General features: G+C 31.5%; 19 protein-coding genes and 2 tRNA genes. 10 read left to right on the top strand and 11 right to left on the bottom strand.

The genetic code is table 11. The features are described from left to right. Window positions 1-12: 12 nt before the first annotated feature. The 5 genes from OIU80_RS10120 to gpmI all read right to left on the bottom strand — a co-directional run bounded on the left by OIU80_RS10120 (window position 13) and on the right by gpmI (window position 6,781). Window positions 13-1,401 carry a TolC family protein gene (locus OIU80_RS10120; protein ID WP_264286892.1) on the bottom strand — a complete coding sequence of 463 codons (1,389 nt, stop codon included), beginning with the start codon at window positions 1,399-1,401 and terminating at the stop codon, window positions 13-15. Next, entirely contained in the window at window positions 1,401-2,747 is a 1,347-nt protein-coding gene (locus OIU80_RS10115) for an HlyD family secretion protein (RefSeq protein WP_264286891.1), read from the bottom strand. The genes OIU80_RS10120 and OIU80_RS10115 overlap by 1 nt, the downstream gene beginning before the upstream one ends. 6 nt (window positions 2,748-2,753) lie before the next feature. Further along, window positions 2,754-4,412 carry a peptidase domain-containing ABC transporter gene (locus tag OIU80_RS10110; protein ID WP_264286890.1) on the bottom strand — a complete coding sequence of 553 codons (1,659 nt, stop codon included), beginning with the start codon at window positions 4,410-4,412 and terminating at the stop codon, window positions 2,754-2,756. Between the two features lie 11 nt (window positions 4,413-4,423). After that, a complete protein-coding gene (locus tag OIU80_RS10105; RefSeq protein WP_264286889.1) occupies window positions 4,424-5,095 on the bottom strand; it encodes a TetR/AcrR family transcriptional regulator in 672 nt (223 codons plus the stop codon). Between the two features lie 168 nt (window positions 5,096-5,263). Beyond that, window positions 5,264-6,781, bottom strand: coding sequence for a 2,3-bisphosphoglycerate-independent phosphoglycerate mutase (gene gpmI, locus OIU80_RS10100; RefSeq protein WP_264286888.1), 1,518 nt, complete (start codon window positions 6,779-6,781; stop codon window positions 5,264-5,266). Between the two features lie 566 nt (window positions 6,782-7,347). Here gpmI and OIU80_RS10095 point away from each other — a divergent pair. Further along, on the top strand, window positions 7,348-8,070 hold the full coding sequence (locus OIU80_RS10095; RefSeq protein ID WP_264286887.1) for a murein L,D-transpeptidase catalytic domain family protein: 723 nt from the start codon (window positions 7,348-7,350) through the stop codon (window positions 8,068-8,070). On the opposite strand, the gene OIU80_RS10090 is transcribed toward OIU80_RS10095, so the two are convergent. Together OIU80_RS10090 and OIU80_RS10085 are read right to left on the bottom strand one after the other, a co-directional pair. Next, window positions 8,059-9,639, bottom strand: coding sequence for a L,D-transpeptidase family protein (locus OIU80_RS10090; RefSeq protein WP_264286886.1), 1,581 nt, complete (start codon window positions 9,637-9,639; stop codon window positions 8,059-8,061). The two genes, OIU80_RS10095 and OIU80_RS10090, sit on opposite strands and share 12 nt — an antisense overlap. Beyond that, window positions 9,632-10,078: a GNAT family N-acetyltransferase gene (locus tag OIU80_RS10085; RefSeq protein WP_264286885.1), complete on the bottom strand. Its 447-nt coding sequence runs from the start codon at window positions 10,076-10,078 to the stop codon at window positions 9,632-9,634. Before OIU80_RS10085 ends, OIU80_RS10090 begins: the two co-directional genes overlap by 8 nt. 136 nt (window positions 10,079-10,214) lie before the next feature. On the opposite strand from OIU80_RS10085, the gene OIU80_RS10080 reads away from it, so the two are divergent. Together OIU80_RS10080 and OIU80_RS10075 are read left to right on the top strand one after the other, a co-directional pair. Continuing rightward, window positions 10,215-10,287: transfer RNA gene (locus OIU80_RS10080), tRNA-Gly, on the top strand. 106 nt (window positions 10,288-10,393) lie between these two features. Then, window positions 10,394-10,466 (top strand) — tRNA-Gly (locus OIU80_RS10075). Window positions 10,467-10,501: 35 nt separating this feature from the next. Here OIU80_RS10075 and pepE read toward each other — a convergent pair. Then, a complete protein-coding gene (gene pepE / locus OIU80_RS10070) occupies window positions 10,502-11,209 on the bottom strand; it encodes a dipeptidase PepE (protein WP_264286884.1) in 708 nt (235 codons plus the stop codon). 202 nt (window positions 11,210-11,411) lie between these two features. Between pepE and OIU80_RS10065 the strand changes: the two genes are divergently transcribed. The 7 genes from OIU80_RS10065 to OIU80_RS10035 all read left to right on the top strand — a co-directional run bounded on the left by OIU80_RS10065 (window position 11,412) and on the right by OIU80_RS10035 (window position 17,381). Then, complete coding sequence (locus tag OIU80_RS10065; protein WP_264286883.1) at window positions 11,412-12,116, top strand: hypothetical protein; 705 nt, start codon at window positions 11,412-11,414, stop codon at window positions 12,114-12,116. Next, window positions 12,103-12,831 (top strand): carboxypeptidase-like regulatory domain-containing protein, encoded by a 729-nt coding sequence (locus OIU80_RS10060; RefSeq protein ID WP_264286882.1) that lies wholly within the window; start codon window positions 12,103-12,105, stop codon window positions 12,829-12,831. The genes OIU80_RS10065 and OIU80_RS10060 overlap by 14 nt, the downstream gene beginning before the upstream one ends. Next, window positions 12,821-13,573, top strand: coding sequence for a hypothetical protein (locus OIU80_RS10055; RefSeq protein WP_264286881.1), 753 nt, complete (start codon window positions 12,821-12,823; stop codon window positions 13,571-13,573). Before OIU80_RS10060 ends, OIU80_RS10055 begins: the two co-directional genes overlap by 11 nt. After that, complete coding sequence (locus OIU80_RS10050) at window positions 13,574-14,083, top strand: DUF6702 family protein (protein ID WP_264286880.1); 510 nt, start codon at window positions 13,574-13,576, stop codon at window positions 14,081-14,083. 62 nt (window positions 14,084-14,145) lie between these two features. Beyond that, the gene (locus tag OIU80_RS10045) at window positions 14,146-16,386 is read left to right on the top strand and encodes a M1 family metallopeptidase (protein WP_264286879.1); all 2,241 of its coding nucleotides are present in this window, start codon (window positions 14,146-14,148) and stop codon (window positions 16,384-16,386) included. 105 nt (window positions 16,387-16,491) lie between these two features. Then, window positions 16,492-16,818 (top strand): Sec-independent protein translocase subunit TatA/TatB, encoded by a 327-nt coding sequence (locus OIU80_RS10040; protein ID WP_264286878.1) that lies wholly within the window; start codon window positions 16,492-16,494, stop codon window positions 16,816-16,818. Beyond that, window positions 16,818-17,381: a phosphatase PAP2 family protein gene (locus OIU80_RS10035; RefSeq protein WP_264286877.1), complete on the top strand. Its 564-nt coding sequence runs from the start codon at window positions 16,818-16,820 to the stop codon at window positions 17,379-17,381. Before OIU80_RS10040 ends, OIU80_RS10035 begins: the two co-directional genes overlap by 1 nt. Before the next feature lie 179 nt (window positions 17,382-17,560). Here OIU80_RS10035 and OIU80_RS10030 read toward each other — a convergent pair whose 3' ends face one another. From OIU80_RS10030 to OIU80_RS10020, 3 genes are all read right to left on the bottom strand, one after another. Beyond that, window positions 17,561-18,277: a phytanoyl-CoA dioxygenase family protein gene (locus OIU80_RS10030; protein ID WP_264286876.1), complete on the bottom strand. Its 717-nt coding sequence runs from the start codon at window positions 18,275-18,277 to the stop codon at window positions 17,561-17,563. 108 nt (window positions 18,278-18,385) lie between these two features. After that, window positions 18,386-19,027 (bottom strand): O-methyltransferase, encoded by a 642-nt coding sequence (locus OIU80_RS10025; RefSeq protein ID WP_264286875.1) that lies wholly within the window; start codon window positions 19,025-19,027, stop codon window positions 18,386-18,388. 111 nt (window positions 19,028-19,138) lie between these two features. Then, complete coding sequence (locus OIU80_RS10020) at window positions 19,139-19,471, bottom strand: hypothetical protein (RefSeq protein ID WP_195736728.1); 333 nt, start codon at window positions 19,469-19,471, stop codon at window positions 19,139-19,141. Window positions 19,472-19,522 lie beyond the last annotated feature (51 nt).

The raw sequence follows: 19,522 nt of genomic DNA, 5'->3' as shown, positions 1-19,522 counted from the left end.
TTAAGTTCAGTTTTAATCAGGATTTGCCATGATTTTAAAAAGCTCCGAATTAGAAATATAAAATCGATTTTCTAAAGCAATAGCGGCAAGTTTAGCGCTTACTAAATTGTTCTCTCTAGTATTGATTAAGAATAAAGAACTTTCTCCAAATGAAAATAAACGTTCTTCAGAGTTGAGCATCGTAATGTTATTTTCGACTAAATCTTTGGCAAGCTTCTTTTGTTTTAAGAGCGAATTGATTTCTATTTTTTGAGCACTTATCTTATTGGTTAATTGTGTTTTTTCTAAAGCTAAAGCAAATTCATTTTCTTGAACTTTAAATTTTGCTAATTTTAAATTCCCTCGTTCCTTTCTTAAAAATAATGGGAAATAAAATTCTAAGCCAACTTTATAGTCTTTAAAATTATAATTATCAATGTAACTAGGTTCTGATAAATAGGAGTAACCTACATTTATCTTGGGTAACAACATATTCTCTTTTAGCTTTTTTTCTACATTCAAAATCTCTATTTTGTTTTGTAGTGCATTTATTTTTGGGTGCGTTTCTAAGCTAAAATCATTTTGTAATAAATCATTGGTTTTTAAAGTTTCTTGCAATGTATTTTCTAGTGCAGTTTCAGGAATAAGACTATCTGACATCTCCAGCGGAATATTGTTTTCTAACCAAAGGAAATTAGATAGTTCTAGTTTAGATTTAGCAAGTTTTAATTTAGAATCTTCAAGACTTAATTCTCTGTTTTTTAAACTAATTCCAGCTTCTATACTATCAATTGCTGGTTTGTCTCCTTGACTTATTAAAGCTTTGATTCCTGTTAAGCGTATTTCTGCATTAATATTGTACGTTTCATAAAGCTTCATTTCTTCAAAATTTTTCTTCCAGTTAAAATAAGCAATCGAGGCATCGTATAACACAGCAATGGCTTGAAGTTTTCTTTCTGATTCGCTTAGTTTTATCTGAATTTTAGCTTTTCGAACATCGGCCATTCTTTGGTTTATAAATAATCCTTGCCCAATAGGTACACTAATTCCAAAAGAAGTTAACCCTTGATTTGGGGTTGTATTTTCAGGATTAAGATAAATACCTTCGTTATTGTCGAATCCTGCTTTTAATTCGATTCCATACCAAGTTGGGATTTTAAAACTGCTATTTAAAATGGAGTAATATTCTTTGTCTTTAAATTGTTTTTGACTAAAATCAACTTCAATTTTTGGGTCAAAACCGCCTCGTGCCATCATTAAATTGGCTTGTGCTTTGCTTACTTCCAAATTAGCATTTTTAACCAAAGGATGATATTTTTTTACATATCCAAGAAATTCATTGTAGGTGAATTCCTTGGTAATTGGTTCTTGACCAAAAACGGTAAAACCAATAAAAAGAAAGACTAAATATATCGGTTTCATTATTTCTTTTCTTTTGTAGTTTTTGTATCGCTCTTATAATAATTAGGAGGAAATCCGTTAAGAGTTCTCCAAATCTCAAACCAAATAGGTACAGTGTCTAATAAAGCAATTGTTTGTGCGCCAGAACCAATGCTTAGTTGCTTAGGCCATTTAGCTTCAGCTGGGTCAGGAGCAATTAGAATTCTGTATTTACCATTGTCGCTAATAAAGTTTTCTATAGCTACCACTTGACCTCCAAATGTCCCATAAGACATATCAGGCCAGCCAGAAAACACGATAGTTGGCCAGCCGTCAAACCAAACACGTACTTTTTCTCCTTTTGACATCAAAGGTAAATCGATAGGATTTATGAAGGTTTCAACAGCAATATCATATTCAGATGGCATTATGGTTACAATTGGAGTTCCTTCTTTTATAGTTTCGCCAATACCAGCTAACAATGCTCTGTTTATATAGCCATTTTGAGCTGCTTTGATATAATACATGCCATTTCGTACGCTATAATTTACATATTGATTTTCTAGTTTATTAACTTGAGCTTCAGTATCAAATTTATTACTCAAAGTGGTATATTGATCGCTTTTTGCTTTAGCTGTTTTCTCAGAATACTCTGCAGTGATTCTGTTAATCTCAACTTTAGCATTTATGTATTCGTTTTTGCTCGTTAAATATTTGTTTTCCTGAGTTACAATCTTAGCATCAACATCTTGTTGTTTCAAGCGTTTCTCTTCAACATCTGTCATTGGTTTTAATCCTTCTTTGTTTAATTGTAAGGCACGATTATATTGTGTGTTTGCAATTTTTAGCTGTGTTTTTACAGCAACAAGGTCAATACTGTCGCTTTTTATTTTTAAAAGAGATTGTTTTACTTTGTTTCTGGCTTGCTCTAATTTTAATCTTTTTTCATTTTCTATAAACCTAATTTGCTCAGAAAGAGTATTTACTTTATCTCCATAGGATTCAAGCGAGTGCTTTTTGGCATCTACTTGGTTTTTAGTGTTTTTAACTAAATTTGGATCCATGTAATCTTCCTTTATCTCAGATATAAACATGATGGTATCGCCCTTTTTTACAAAATCTCCTTCTTGTACATACCATTTTTCGATACGACCAGAAATAACGCTCTGGATAGATTGTGGTCTTTGGTTAGGTTTTAGGGTTGTTACGGCTCCTGATCCAGAAATGTTCTGTGTCCATGGCAAGAAAAGCGCTATTATTACTAAGATTGCAGTGCTTATTATTATTTTATTCAGGATTTTATAATGAGGTCTATTGCTCAGGTCTTTTACAGTTTTATACTTGTCTAAAGACTGTAATTTTGTTTTGTTATTGGAAATATTTAGCATGACATATTAGTTTTTTTGATCAAGAATAATGAGGCCATTTTGCATAGTTAACTTTCGAGTAGATTTTGTTTTCCAATAAGGATTCTTAGAGGAAACAATGATGGTCCATTTATTCTTATCTGAAGTTATAAAATCAATAATTTCATTAGCAACATTATCATCCATTGTATCTGTTGGATCCTCATAAAAAAGGATTTTTGGTTTATGAATAATACTTCTTGCTAATAGAATTTTTTGAGCGTTTGATGAAGACAGTTGTCTTCCTTCAGGATAAATATGAGTGTCTAAACCTTTTGGTAGTAATTTAATAAACGGGCTAAGTTGAACGCCATCTACTGCCCATTTTAAATCTTCAGAACTTATCGATGGATCATTAAAAGTGATGTTTTCTAAAATGGTGCCTTCAAATGGAGTTTCATTGTGGATAATACTGCCAATCTGAGAGCGATATTGTTTTAGGTTTATTTTCTTAAAAGTATCATCATTGATATAAAAAGCGCCAGAGTTTTGTTTGAGAATACCCGATAATACTCGAATAAGAGTTGTTTTCCCTGATCCATTCTGACCGTCAATCACTATTTTTTCTCCCTGATTTATTTTAAGAGTTATAGAGTCTAACGCATTCTTTGGAGAATCAGGAAACTTAACACTCAAGCCTTCTGTTTCTAAAGTAATGTTATTATAACAACGGTCATTTTGTGAATCTGAATTTTCTTCTAATTCTAAATCAGTTACTTGTCCTATTTTTTCAACAGAAGTTAAAACATCATAGAAACTTTCGAGTCCAAGAATAATCTTCTCAACAGAGTTAATGACTAATAAGATGATAATTTCTGCGGCAACAAATTGTCCAATATTCATTTCCTGACTCAAAACCAAATAGCCTCCAATAGATAATAAACTAGCCGTTATGATGATTTTGAAAAGAATCAATTGTGTAAATTGTCTTTTGATAATGCTAAAATGTTTCTCACGATAAGTAAGATATCCAGCGACTATTGAGTTGTTTTTTTGAAGTGCAAAATCATAATTCAGCTCATTTCTGAAACTAAAATTATTGCGTGCCATTTCTTGTAACCAGCCCGCCACCTTGTATTTAAATTTTGATTCTTTTAAACTGGTTTCTATACCTGATTTGTATGAAAATTTGAAAATGAAATACAAAAGCAGAAATAATAAGAGACCAAATACAATAAAATAGGGATGATACAAGGACAACAGTATAATTCCGAAGGTGATTTGGAGTAAGGCCGCCGAAAAATCAGTCAATAATTTTGAAGTCCCTTTTTGAATGGTCATGGTATCAAAAAAACGATTCGTTAATTCTGGAGGATATGTGCCGTATAATTCGGCTTGTTTTATTTTTGGCAAACGAGCAGCAAATTCAAAGGAAGCGCGAACAAATATTTTTTGTTGTAAGTTTTCAGTAATTCGCAATTGCATAAAAGATAAAACACCAACAAGTGCAACTCCGGCAACAACTAATATAATAAGAACAATCCAAGAGGCACTTACCCTGCCAGATTGTATAAAAGTGATAATGGCTTGAATGCCTAACGGGAGTGATAAACTTATTAATCCAGCGAAAATAGCATAGAAAAAGATTTGATAAATATCTTTTTTATCTAGCTCAAGTAAATTGTAAAATCTTTTTAGTGGAGTCATATTGGTTGTTTTTAGCGCAAAACGTTTTCTGCAAGATTTAAATAAAATTGAGTAGTTGTAACAGTCTCATTGCAATCAGTAATTGTTTTTAAATGATCTGTCAAGAAATGTTGGTGTAAACTTCCTTCTACAATAGTCGATACTAGAGATTTTGCAAAAGGGTATTCTGGATTTACTTCCTTTACAATAGAAACAATTCGGTTAATGACTCTTTTGTATATTAAAAAAAAACCTTCTTTGTTTTCATGATCTACTTCTTTAGTGTGAAGTGTCTTTGTGAATTCTGCAATTATAATTTTATTTAGAATTGCTTCATTAATGTGTTCTGTAGAGATATCATCAGTTATTTTTTCGGTAACTATAGTGATAGCTTTATTAAGTTTCTCTTTTTTATCTGAGATGTTAGTAGTGGTAAAAACTAATTTATACTCCATCCAGCTCCAGTACCAAGAAGATAAATAAACTAATAATTTGTGTTTGTTTTCAAAATAACGATAAATGGAACTTTCGTTTGATCCTATTTCTTTGCCTAATTTTTTAAATGTAAAATTATCAAAACCAATAGCATCAATAAGAAGAATACTTTGCTCAATAATTTTTTTTCCTAAGGCAGATGTTTCTGGATCTTTTACATAGATCTTCTCATTGACTTGGATTTTTAAATTTGATAGTATAATTTCCATAAAAATTATTTTTAATGCAAATATAATAGTATTACTTTCAATTTAGTGAGTTTAAAGTTTATTTGTGCAAAAAAAAAGCTGTTCTCGATAAAGAACAGCTTTTTTAAATGCGGATTTACAATTGCAGTCACAGCTTTCAGCGATTACTGATACTGAAAACTGATATTTTTACAATAACGAATGACGTGTCATAGCAGCAGGTTGCTCTATTCCCATTAATTCAAGAATAGTGGGTGCGATATCTCCTAAAACACCATCGTGAATTATTTTAATGTCTTTGTCAACCAAAATAATCGGCACAGGATTAGTTGTGTGTGCGGTGTTTGGACTTCCATCAGGATTAATCATAGTTTCGCAATTTCCGTGATCGGCAATTACAATTGTAGTATAATCATTTGCCAAAGCAGTTTCGATAACCGCTCTAACGCAAGTATCAACAGCTTCACATGCTAAAATTGCAGCACTCATAATTCCTGTATGTCCTACCATATCGCCATTAGCAAAGTTAAGGCATACAAAATCTACTTCACCTTTTTGTAATTCAGGAACAAGAGCAGTGGTTAATTCCCAAGCGCTCATTTCTGGTTGCAAATCATAAGTAGCTACTTTTGGAGAATTTCTTAAAATCCTTGTTTCTCCAACAAAAGGGATTTCTCTTCCGCCAGAAAAGAAAAAAGTAACGTGAGGATATTTCTCCGTTTCGGCAATACGAATTTGTGTTTTGTTGGCTTTTTCTAAAACCTCTCCTAATGTCTCAGTTATATTGTCTTTGTTGTAAACAACTTTTACATTTTGGTATGTTTCATCGTAATTAGTTAATGTAACATAATACAATTTTAGTTTATGCATATTCTCTTCGTGAAAATCTTGTTGCGATAATGCTTCAGTAAGTTCACGACCTCTGTCTGTTCTAAAATTGAAGAAAATAACAACATCATCTTCTTCGATAGTTGCTAATGGTTTTCCGTTTTCATCAACCATTATTACCGGAGCAATAAACTCGTCGGTAATGTTATTTTCGTAGCTTTCTTTAATAGAGGCTACTGCATCTCTAGAAGGAGTTCCTAGTCCGTTAACAACTAAATCGTAAGCTAGCTTTATTCTTTCCCAGCGTTTATCACGATCCATTGCGTAATAACGACCTATAACAGATGCTATTTTTACAGGAGTGTTTGCAATATGATTTTCTAAATCTTGAATGTATGTCGCTCCAGATTTTGGATCTACATCACGACCATCTGTAAAGGCATGAACAAATACTTTGTCTAAGCCATATTCTTGAGAAGCATCAATTAGCCCGCGTAGGTGAGAAGTGTGTGAGTGAACACCACCATCAGAAACCAGTCCTAAAAAATGTACTTTTTTATTGTTTTCTTTTGCATAAGTAAAAGCGTCTACAAGTACTTGTTCTTTGGCTAAAGTATTGTGAGCTACTGCAAGGTTTATTTTTGCTAAATCTTGGTAAACGATTCTTCCAGCACCAAGGTTCATATGACCAACTTCGCTATTTCCCATTTGTCCTTCAGGTAAACCTACATTTAAACCATCGGTACGAAGTTGTGCGCTTGGGTAGTTTTGGTAAAGACTATTTATAAATGGAACATTTGCATTGTCTATTGCGGATACTTTAGGGTCAGGAGATTTTCCCCAACCATCTAAAATCATAAGGATTACTTTTTTGTTCATCAGAATTTATTTTGCACAAAGATAAGCCATTTGTAAAATGTTTAAGAGCGACTTAGATACAATTATGCTTTATAAAGGGAACGGTGTAAAAAAATAATAATTTAATTGTAGAAGCTGTAATTTTTTAAAATATATGCAGATTAGATTTTATTTTTGATACCATTAAGGGCAATGAAATAGTGAATTAAGATTGAAAAATAGGTTTGAGTATAATATTGATAAGTAAATTGCTAGCCTTGTTAAAGAGTTTTTCTTTTTTCGAGTATGTGTTTGAATATTTTTAAATTGCTATTGAGCTTATTTAGTTTAAAATGATGTAGTTAATTAGAATAGTATATTGCAGGTGAAATAGATAATTTGTTTTTCTAGCATGTAGGTTTTAATTTATATTTTGCTGTATTTCAGTAAGTTTTGTTATGTTTTCATTAAGAGAATACAATAATTATTGGGTTTGATTCGTTAAAAAATGATTAAAAAGTACTTCGTTTCTGCTTTAAAATTTTGGGAGCTACATATTTTTTATATATTTGCGAACCACGAAACAAATTATAACCTAAACGCATTCAATGATTTATAAGATTTGCTCCATGTTGTTGGTAATGTTTTTGTCATTTACCACGGATACAAAAACTACCACAGAAGTTAAAAAAGTTGAAAAGAAAAATATCGCAAGTACAGTAACTTCAAGCTTAGATTTAAGAATCAAAGCTGTTTATAGTACACTTAATGCAAATAATTTTGATTTACCTGAAATTGAGAGTTTTACAGAAGCTTTAAAAGGTTTTTATTTATTAAAAGAAAAAGGTGTTATACAAAAAGACCTTTTAACTTTAATTGATTTTAGCTTGTCTTCTAATATGAAGCGTCTTTGGGTTATCGATCTTTCTACCAATACCGTATTATTTCAATCTTTAGTTGCCCACGGGAGAAATACAGGGGATGAATTTGCATCGGATTTTTCGAATACAAATTCTTCTTATAAAAGTAGTCTTGGGTTTTACGCTACAGCTGAGGTTTATAAAGGAAAACACGGAAATTCGTTACGTTTAGATGGTTTAGAAAGAGGAGTTAATGATAATGCTCGTGAGAGAGCGGTCGTAATTCATGGAGCTGATTATGTTTCGGAATCCTTTATTAGAGGCAACAAGAGGTTAGGTCGTAGTTTAGGCTGTCCTGCTATCCCAGTAGAATTAACAAATGCTATTATTGAGACAATAAAAGATAAATCATGTTTGTATATTTATCATCCATCCAGAACTTTTGCAATGGAGGAAAGGCTAATTTCTTAATTTAGCATATAAATCAGCATCCAAATTGTAAATGTCATCTCTAAACTGTAAGGAGTTGTTTATGCTCCAAGCAGTCCAATACCATTGGTAGATAGTATATTTTTTAGCAATCTTTACGTTGGTAGTTTTTTTAGTTACAATGACTGAGTCTATTTTTTCTTTCGACCAATTATTAGAGTCTAGTATGTGTTGTGCTAATTCCAGTGGATTCTCAACACGAATACAGCCTGAGCTTAAGGAACGATTGTTTCTGCCAAATAAGCTACGATGATTTGTATCGTGTAAATAAACACTATGATTGTTTGGGAATAAGATTTTCATTAATCCTAAAGAATTATTGCTTCCCGGACTTTGTACATAACGATAGCTGCCTGGTGAATTTTCGTTCCAGTCATTTGGTTCTACAACCGAATTATCTTTGCTGTAAATTGTGATGTTTTTATTCTTTAAATAATTTCGATTTCGTTTCATTGCAGGAACAATATCTTCTTTCAAAATAGTAGGAGGAACGGTCCATGTAGGATTGAGAACTACAGTTTTAAGGGTTGAGGTAAGTATTGGCGTTTTTCGGCTAATAGTTCCAACAACAATTTTTCGAACAACAGTAGTGTCTTTGTTTTCAACAACATTTAAGCTGTAATCAGGAATGTTTATTATGAAGTAATTTTCTGCCAACGTATCTGCATACCATCTCCAACGCTCAAGGTTAGCGATAATTTGATTTTTCCTTCTGTTTTTAGAAAAATTTAAAGCATTAATAGTTCCTCTACCTATAACTCCATCAGCAGCTAAGCCATGACGGATTTGGAATTTTTTAATAGCTTCAAATGTTTTGCTGTCGTATATAGAGGTTAGACTATCTCTTCCTGTTAAATCTTTCCAGTATAAAAGTCGTTTTTTTACCGTAATCATAGCGCTATTAGTATCGTGTAATACTACTTTATCTATAACATCGATTGTCTTAATGTTGTCGTTTGGAAAATCATTTAGCAGCGCAAGTGCTTTTAAGAGTCTTTTATAGGTGTCTGTTTTTGGTTGGCTTTGCTCAATGGTAAGAGCTAGGTCATTATCATTAAAAGCTTTTATGAGAATGGTATTTACATCAAATGGCTTTTCGTTTAAATCCCAATCATTATATAGTTTCTTTGGATTTAGTTTTCCTTTATATAAATGTGTTAAGTATTTCTGGAAATTATAGGTAAGTAAGAGATCGTAAAGAGCTAAGTCAGCATCGTCTAGTTTACTTATTTTGCTTTCAAAGGTTTTTATTTTTTTTATATTATAATCATCAGGATTTAAACCAAGTGTTTCCGATTTTTTTAATTCATTTATAATGAATGTTCTTTTCTTTAGATTTCCCCAAACGGTTTCATTGTTTGAGGCGATATAAAATTTTTGAAGATTTTCACTTTTAAATGAACCAATCAATGAAGTATCTAGCTGAATTTTTCGCTCATCAGTTTGAATAATTGCAGGAAGAGGTTCTGTTTTTTTTACAGGAATTGCTTTTTCTTCTTTCTTGCAGCTTATAACAATCGATAATAATATAAAAAAGTAAAGTTTATTCATTTTTAAGTTTTTTAAACATTAGTAAATGTTCTCCAACATCTTTTATTTCAAAAATAGCACCAATTTTTTGGTAACCCATTTTTTCATAAAATCCAACAGCTTCGGTTCTGGCATTAAACCATATTAATTGATGATTATTATTTATACAGTATTCTTCGCAGTAATTTACTAAAGCTTCTCCGAATCCTTTTTTTCTGAAATCGTCTAAAATAGCCATTCCTCGAATTTGCGATTGGTGATTTTCTGTAAATGTAATGTTGGAATTCTGGAATAACGAAATAATCCCTACCAAACTTTTGTCTTCAAATAAACCAAAGTGATGTGTTGTTGCTAAATCATCGCCATCAAAACGGCAACTTTCTATAGGTTTTCCTTTTCTTAGAACTGGATTACGTACTAAATAAGTTTCTTGGGCAGGTATTTCTTGTATGTTTGGCATAGTGTTTTTTAAAAAAGTAAAATTATAACTTTTTAGTTTTAAATATATTATAGAATTTGTTTTAAATTTTATGAAATTTTAATAAAAAAAACTTGTTTTTAACTGAAGTTATTATCTATATTTGCACCACAGTAATGCGAAAGTAGCTCAGTTGGTAGAGCTCCAGCCTTCCAAGCTGGTTGTCGCGAGTTCGAGCCTCGTCTTTCGCTCTAAAAAACCGAAATTGCAAATGTTTCGGTTTTTTATCAAAATTAAAAATTTTTGATTTTTATTTTTTAAAATGATTTAATTTTTTTACATTTGCACCCTGTTAATGCGAAAGTAGCTCAGTTGGTAGAGCTCCAGCCTTCCAAGCTGGTTGTCGCGAGTTCGAGCCTCGTCTTTCGCTCTTTAAAAAGCCGAAACTTAATAGTTTCGGCTTTTTTATTGCACATAACTCAAATCTGTTTGAGGTTCTAATTCTTCAGGCTCTTGATTTTGTCTAAAAAGACGAGCAGATAAATTTCCTTTCAAAACGATTTGATCTCCTTTTACATCTAACCAGCTTCCTTCTCTTAATCCTAAAACAGGTAATGTATTAAAAGCATGAAATTCTTTTATTCTTGTTTCGCGAGTTTCACCCATATGTTTAGATTGAGAATCTGGATCTAAATAATGAGGGTTTAGGTTAAACGGAATTAATCCTAAAGTTTGAAAGCTTGGTGGGTAAATGATAGGCATATCATTGGTGGTTTGCATTGATAAACCGCAAATGTTACTTCCTGCACTTGTTCCTAAATAAGGCGTCCCATTTTTAACAGCCTCAGCAAGAGTGGACATAATATTATTCTTGTATAGTTGAGTTACTAGTAAAAAAGTATTTCCGCCACCAGTAAAGATTCCTTGGGCGTTATTAATTGCTGCTGTAGCATCTTCAAATTCGTGAATTCCTTTTACATTGATGTTTATTTTTCCGAATGCTTGAGAAACAGTATTGGTGTATTGTTCATGAGAGATACCTCCGGGTCTTGCAAAAGGAATAAAAAGAATAGATTCACAGTTTTTAAAATGTACTTGCAATTCGGGTAATAAATAGTCTAAATAGCTGCCGCCATGAAGAGTAGAGGTGCTGGCAATAATAATGCTTTTCATAGGTTTTATAGTGTTTTTATTTAAGTTAAAGGTATTAAATTGTAGATTTTAAAGCCGTGAAATAAAGTTTTAATTAACATATATTTACCAAGTCGTTAGTATTAAATTTAGAAGACATTAAGATACTTTTACAACTTATCCTTATAATTATTTGATGAACAAGGCAGTATGTATTTTTTTTGTTTTTCTTGCTAACAACCTTTTGGCACAAGTAGAAGTTTCTACTATTTTAAAAGGGAAAGTAGATGCTAATATAATGGATTTAGAGGGGATTTATGTGGTAAATGTGAGAACAGAGACTTCGGTAGTTACAAATGCAGATGGCTCTTTTTCAATACCAGCTCAAATAGGGGATACACTTATTTTTTCATCGGTACAGCTTAAAGAGCGGCGAATTGTTTTGATAGATGAAGATTTTGCTTCGAGAAATTTTGTGGTAAAAATAGAGGTAGGAATGAATCAATTACGAGAAGTCATCATAAAAAGATATGATAATATTAATGCGGTTGCGATGGGTATAATTCCAGCTGGGCAACGTTCATATTCTCCTGCCGAGCGTAAACTAAAAGGCGCAACCGACTTAGATGCTTCTGTAGGTTTAGGAGGCTCAGTGGCTTTAGATCCTTTACTGAATTTTTTCTCAGGAAGAAGTGCAATGTTGAAAAAAGAACTAGCAGTAGAGAAAAAGGAAATTTTCATGCGACTTTTAGAAAAAATGTTTAATACGGATCATTTTGTGCAAAAGCTAAGTATTCCTTTAGATTACGTAAAAGGATTTGAGTATTTTGCTGTAGAAAATGAAAGTTTTACGAAGATTTTAAACACAAATAATAAGACCACAACAGAGTTTTTATTAGCGGAACTAGCGGTAAAATATAAAGAAATAATAGCCTGTGAAAACAATTAATATTTTACTCTTATTTATTTTATCTTTATTCTTCCAGGTAAGTTTAGGGCAAACTATTGTCACAAAAGAAATATCAGGAAGAGTTACTGCTGATTCGAGTTCAGTTGAAGCTATAACAATTGTTAATAATACAACTCAGGAAACAACTATCTCAGATAATAAAGGGCAGTTTTCGATAGTAGTAAAAGATGGAGATGTATTGGTTTTTTCGGCAGTGAATTTAGAACCGCTCCGGAAACGAATTACAGCTAATGATTTAAAATTAGATCTGTTATTGATTAAAATGACAGCTAGAAATATTGAATTAAAAGAAGTTGTTATAAATGAGTATTCGAATATAAATGCTGAAAATTTGGGTATCATACCTTATGGGCAAAAAAAATATACACCAGCAGAACGAAAACTTTATACAGCAAAGTCATCTATAACAGAAACTCTTTTGAATAAAATTTCAGGAAGGACTGCAATGTTGAAAAAAGAGGCGGTTGTTGAAAAGAAAGAAATTTTGTATTCAAAAATTGAATATCTTTTCGAAGAAAATTATTATACAGAAAGATTAAAGATTCCGCTAGAACACATAAAAGGGTTTCAACTTTATTGCATAGATGATCCAGAGTTTGTAAATTCGTTGAACGCTAAGAATAAAACAGTTTGTATGTTTTTGATTACGGGGTTGGCACAGAAATATTTAACAATTATATCGAATGAAAAATAGAATAGGAATACTCGTTTTGGGTTTATTATGTCAGCTTTGTTTTGCACAATCTTTGGTAAGAAAGCCATTGCATGGACGAGTAACAAATGATTTTATTGCTATAGAGAATGGCTATGTAGTAAATATAAATGCAAATGTTAGAACATTTATTAATGCTGAAGGATTGTTTGATATTGTGGCAAAGCCAAAAGACACTTTGCTGTTTTCGGGTTTAGCGTTTCAATCTAAGAAAATTGTCTTAACAGAGAAAGATTGTTCTCAGGTGCTTTTTATGGTAAAATTAGATTTGGTAAATAATCAGCTGAAGGAGGTTGTTATTACAAAAGAACTTAAAGTAAAAGCTTTTCAAGGTGGTTCTATGAAATATGTTGATATGCAATTTGAAGATGATAAGCAATCTACAGCAAAAAATTCTGCAATGTATTCAGATCAAACTATAAAATACGGAACTGATTTTGTTCGAATATTTAAAGATGTTTCGAAACTATTGAAGAAGAAAGATAATGTTCAAGAAGATTATGTTAGCGATGTAGCTTTTTCTGAATATGTAAAACTAAATTTTAGTCCAAAGTTTTTTGAAAAAGATTTAAATCTGAAAGATGATGAAGTTGAATTGTTTTTATTGTACTGTTCTAATGATACTCATTCTAAGCAATATTTAAAACCCGAAGATCAATTTCAGTTAATGGATTTTTTAATTAATAAAAGCAAAGAATTTAAAAAGCTAAATGACTCTAAATAAATGAGAAAAAGGATAATTTTCCCTGTTCTTTTTATATTGTTTGTATTGAGTACTGCTTTTTCTTTCCATAAATTTTATGTTGGAGTTTATCAAATAAATTATGCTCCAGAGAAAAAAATGCTACAAATTACTTCTCGGATTTTTATTGATGATTTGAATAATGGTGTTGAGAAAAAATACAAAATAAAAGCCAATATTGGCACGGGAAAAGAAACAGAAGCCGACGTTGCTCTTTTGAAAAAATACTTAGCAGAGCATTTTATTATAAAAGTGAACGGTCAGTCAAGACCAATTGTGTTTTTGTCAAAAGAAGTTGAGGCAAATGATGTTTTAGTTTGTTACTCCAGAATAAATGATGTAAGTAAAATTAAAACTTTAGAGATTTCAAATACAATTTTAGTAGATTGGAATTCTGATCAGCAAAATATCACACATGTTTCGGTGTTAGGAACAAAAAAGAGTATGCTTTTTACAGAGAATTCAAGGAAAGAATTGTTAAAATACGAATAAATTGATACAAATATTCTTTTAATTGCTATTTTCACGGCTTGACAAAACTCCAAAAACCAGTTATGAGAAGAATTTCGTTTTTATTATTTTTCCCTGCCATTCTATTTGCACAGGAAAAAAATACCACAAATGTAAGACAACAAGGCAAGTACGATACCAATAAATTTAGTCAAATGTATGATTTATTGGCAACTCCCAATATGTTTCGTACAGCATCTGGGGCACCAGGCCCAGCCTATTATCAGCAACAAGCCGATTATAAAATTGATGTTGAATTAGATGATAAAAATGCAAAATTAACTGGTTCAGAAACGATTACTTATTCTAATAATTCACCAGATAATCTAGAGTATTTATGGGTACAATTAGATCAGAATCAAGCTAAAAAGAATACACAATCTACATTGGCTGAGAGTGAAAAAATTAGTCCAGTATTAGCAGTTGAAGGTTTTTCAAAAAAATACTTGAAAGATGGACTTGAACGAGGTTTTAATATTGAATATGTAAAAGACGTTAAGGGAAATCCAATGTCTTATACAATTAATGAAACCATGATGAGAATCAATTTGACTACGCCTTTAAAAGCAGGTGAGAAAATTTCGTTTTCTATTAAGTGGTGGTATAATATCAATAATTACAGACAAGATGGTGGACGTTCGGGATATGAATTGTTCGAAAAAGATGGAAACAGATTGTATGTAATTGCCCAATTCTATCCAAGAATGGCAGTTTATAATGATGTAGAAGGCTGGCAGAATATGCAGTTTTGGGGAGGGGGAGAATTTGCTTTGCCTTTTGGAAATTTTGATGTAAATATTACAGTTCCTGCAGATCACGTGATGGAAGCTACAGGAGAATTAATGAATAGAAGTGAAGTGTTTACTCCAGAGCAGGTAAAAAGATATGAGCTTGCTCAAAAATCATACGATAAACCAGTTATTATAGTTACGCAGGCAGAAGCAGAAGCTACAGAAAAAGGGTTCTCAGAGAAGAAAAAAACATGGAAATTCAGTGCTAAAAATGTACGTGATTTTGGAATTGCAACATCAAGAAAATTCATCTATGATGCAATGGCTGTTAAACTCGGAGATAAAACAGTAATGGCGGCTTCAGTATATCCAAAAGAAGCAAATCCGCTTTGGGAAGAAACTTCAACAAGAACAGTTGCACATACTTTAAAAAGTTATTCATCACACACATTTGATTATCCTTATCCAAAAGCAGTTTCGGTTTCGGCAGAAGATCAAGGGATGGAGTATCCAATGATTTGTTGGAATTTTGGTCGTCCTGATGAAAATGGGGTAACGAGCAAAGAAATAAAAAACGGAATGATTGGTGTAGTAATACACGAAGTAGGGCATAACTTTTTCCCTATGATTGTAAATTCTGATGAGCGCCAATGGAGTTGGATGGACGAAGGTCTGAACTCATTTTTAGAGTACTTAGCAGAGCAGGAATTAGATCCTAATTTCCCTTCAAGAAGAGGTCCAGCAAAAAATATTGTTCCTTATATGAGTGGAGATCAAAAGTTTTTAGAACCAATTATGTCCAACTCTGAAACCATTCACCAATTTGGAAATAATGCATACGGAAAACCAGCTACAGGACTTAATATTTTAAGAGAAGTAGTTATGGGGAGAGAGTTGTTTGATTATGCTTTTAAAACATATGCAAACAGATGGAAATTTAAGCACCCAACACCAGAAGATTTTTTCAGAACGATGGAAGATGCTTCGGCAGTCGATTTAGATTGGTTTTTTAGAGGATGGTTTTACTCAACAGATTTTGTAGATATTGGAATCAAAGAAGTAAAGCAATATTATGTAAGTGAAACGGCAACAGCAGAGTTGAAAAATACTAAGATCAAAAAAGGACGTTTTGGTTTTGAAAAAGGACCTTTTGTGTATTTAATCGAGGGAGAAAATAAAGAATTAAAAAAATCTGATAAAAAAGGATTAAAAGTTGATGATGTAAAATTATTGTCAGATTATGTAGCAGAGACTTTTACAGCAGAAGAGAAAGCAAATTTAAAAGCTCCAAAATATTTCTATGAAGTCGAATTTAACAAACCAGGTGGAATGATTATGCCTATTCTTGTTGAGATTACATATGAAGATGGAACGAAAGAAGAATTTAAATATCCAGCACAAATTTGGAGAAAAAATAATGATACTGCCAAAAAAGTGTATGCTACTGAAAAAGTTATAAAAAGCATTCAGATTGATCCAAAATTACTTACTGCAGATATTGATGTAACTAATAATACATGGCCAAAAGTAGAGGTAAAATCAAAATTTGATTAAATATAAAGGAAAAGAGAGACTTGCAAGAGTCTCTTTTTTTAAGTAAATTTTAAAAGAGTAGGCTACAAAATTTAATATCTTTGTGGCACATAAAATAAAAAAGATATGTTTGGTATAGGAGGAGGAGAATTAGTTTTTATACTATTTGTGGTACTTATGCTTTTTGGTTCAGATAAAGTGCCAGAAATTGCTCGTACAATGGGTAAAGCTATGGCGCAACTTAAAAATGCGACCAATGATATTAAAAGTGAAATCCAAAAAGGAGCAGAAGCGAATGGTTTTGATGCAAAATCTTTGGATGATATGACAGGTAATATCAATTCTGAAATCGAGAAAGCAAAAACTAATTTATTAGGAGATGCTACCACACAATTTGAAAAAACAAAAGAAGATATTGATTCCATTACGGGGCCTATAAAACGTCAGATATAATGCTTGAAAAAATACAAGAATTCGATACAAATCTATTTGTATTTCTTAACGGATTAGGTTCTGAAACATATGATAAATTTTGGTTGATAATTACGAATCAATTAAATTGGACTCCACTTTTCTTACTATTACTTTATCTTATCTATAAAAAAATAGGGACAAAACAAACCTTGTATTTACTCCTGTTTATAGCAATTTTAATAGCCTTTACCGATCAGTTAACTAATGCGGTTAAGTATACAGTACAACGTTCAAGACCTTGTAATAATCCAGATATTAATTCGTTTATTCGAATTGTACAATCCCGAAAATCATTCAGTTTTTTCTCAGGTCATGCCGCTAATTCAATGGCAGCTGCGACTTTCTTATATTTAGTACTTAATAAGCACTTTAAATATTTTGGATTCCTGTTCTTATGGCCGTTAATTTTTGCTTACAGCCGCATTTACTTAGGATTGCATTATCCGTTAGATATTCTTTGCGGATATTTAGTAGGGATAACAATTGGATTCTTAATCTATAAAATATATCTGAAAGCAAAAGCAAGATATTTTCCAGTTTAAATTTGGATTGTCTCTTGCGCATTGTGGAGGAATAAAATTTTTCTATAACAGAAAAGGCTTTAAACGAAATATTGAATCTTTCGTTTAAAGCCTTTTTTTATTTCTCTTAACTAGAAACTATTAGGATTGTTTTTTTAGAACTCGACTAATAACTAAATCTTATAACTTTAAAATTTTTGTTATAGATTAGTTCTTTCACTCCAATCTAATCCATTTGGTAGTTCTTGATTACTGAATTCAATATGAATAACTCTTCTTCTTTCGTTATTTGTAGTCTTATTTGAAGCATGAAAAAGCAATGGTTTCATAATCATTATTCCCCCTTTTTCGACTTCACAAATTGTTTCTTTTTCATTTTTAAAGTCCATATTCTCGATTCTACAAATTCCTTTAGAATGGGAACTGTTAATTACTTTTAAAGCGCCATTATCCTTAGTCGTTTTGTCAATATGAATTCTTATTGTGAAATTTTTATCGAGAATATCTTTCGGAGGCTGCACAGCAAACTGATTCTGTTTAGTAGTCCAGTTTTCAAAATTTTCTATATCTATTTTTTTATCAACCGAGATTGTTAAATCTTGATGATAAGCAACAAACCAATTTGATTTTTCGGGTTTGTCAAAATATATAGATTTAGTTATGAAATAATTTTCGCCGAAGTTAGATTTGATGATATTCTTTAAATTCGGATTAAAGATATATTCTAATGCTTCGGGAATTTCTTTATGAAATTGTCTTATAGCAAATAAATCTTCGGATTTTCTAAAGGTTGTCTTTTCAGCTTTGTTTTTAGTAACACTTTCAATTATCGAAATCAGTTTTTCAATTTCAGTTTCATTATAAACGTGATCTATAATTGCAAAACCTTCGGAGTTTATTTTATTGATATGTTTCATTATTGCTGTTTTTTTTCTGAATTATTTTCAGCTAAAGTAGAGAGTAACTGAGTTTTTTTTAATCAAAAAAACTTAGAATCTTAGTGCCTTAGTAACTTAGTATCTTTTCTAAAGAACTCTACTAACTGTTAGTCCATCTCGAATAGGTAATAATACTGTTTCTACTCTTGGGTCATTTTTTAAAAGCTGGTTGTACTCTAAAAGTATTTTTGTGCTAATATCATTTGGATGTAATGGTTCTAAGACTTTACCACTCCATAAAACATTATCAGATAAAATGATACCGCCTTTATTCATTTTTGGAACAATCATTTCGTAGTAATTAAGGTAGTTTTCTTTATCAGCATCAATAAAAACTAAATCAAATTTCACATCAATTGTGGGGATAATAGTTGTGGCTTCACCCAGGTGTTGGAAAATTTGTTTTCCCCATGGCGATTGATCAAAATACTTTCGTTGAAAGTCTATTAATTCTTCTTTAATATCAATTGTATGTAATTGTCCATTTTCTTGTATTCCTTCACATAAACACAAGGCTGCATAACCTGTATAAGTGCCAATTTCAAGAATGTTGACTGGTCGAATTAATTTGGATAACATACTTAAAACTCGGCCTTGAAAATGCCCGCTTAACATGCGTGGTAATAGTATTTTTTGATAGGTTTCTTTGTTTAAACGCGCTAGTAATTCAGGTTCTTTTTCTGAGTGCTGTTCTATGTAGTCTTCTAAGTCTTGTGATATAAAATGCATGCTGTATAGTCTATAATTTGAAATGCAAAAATACAAAAATATCTACTACACTTTTTGGTATAAAAAAACCATCCGCATGCGGATGGTTTTAGCTTTTATCTGAAATAAAAATTATTTTTTTAAAGCATCGTTAACTTCTTTTGCTGTTTTCACAGTTCCGTCTTTTGCAGCTTTTGCAGCTTCTTCTACTTTTTTAGCTCCTTTTTCTGTTGCGTTTTTCACATCTTCAGCAGCTTTTTTAGTAGCGTCTTTTACATCTTTAGCAGCATCCTCTACTTTGGTTACAGCAGTGTCTTTTACTTCATTGATATCAGTAGTTAATGAGTCTACCTTGTTACCAAGTGTTAATTCTTCTTCAGTAGGTTTTGGTTCTTTCTTTTCGCAAGATTGTACAGCGAATGCTAATAGGGCGATAACAGCTAAACTTAAGATTTGTTTTTTCATAATAAATTAATTTTTTAAGGTTGGAAAAATATAATGGTCGTAACGTGCAAA

This window comes from Flavobacterium frigoritolerans, from assembly GCF_025847275.1.
GTDB classification, from domain to species: domain Bacteria; phylum Bacteroidota; class Bacteroidia; order Flavobacteriales; family Flavobacteriaceae; genus Flavobacterium; species Flavobacterium frigoritolerans.
This window is presented reverse-complemented; position numbering and strand designations above follow the sequence as displayed.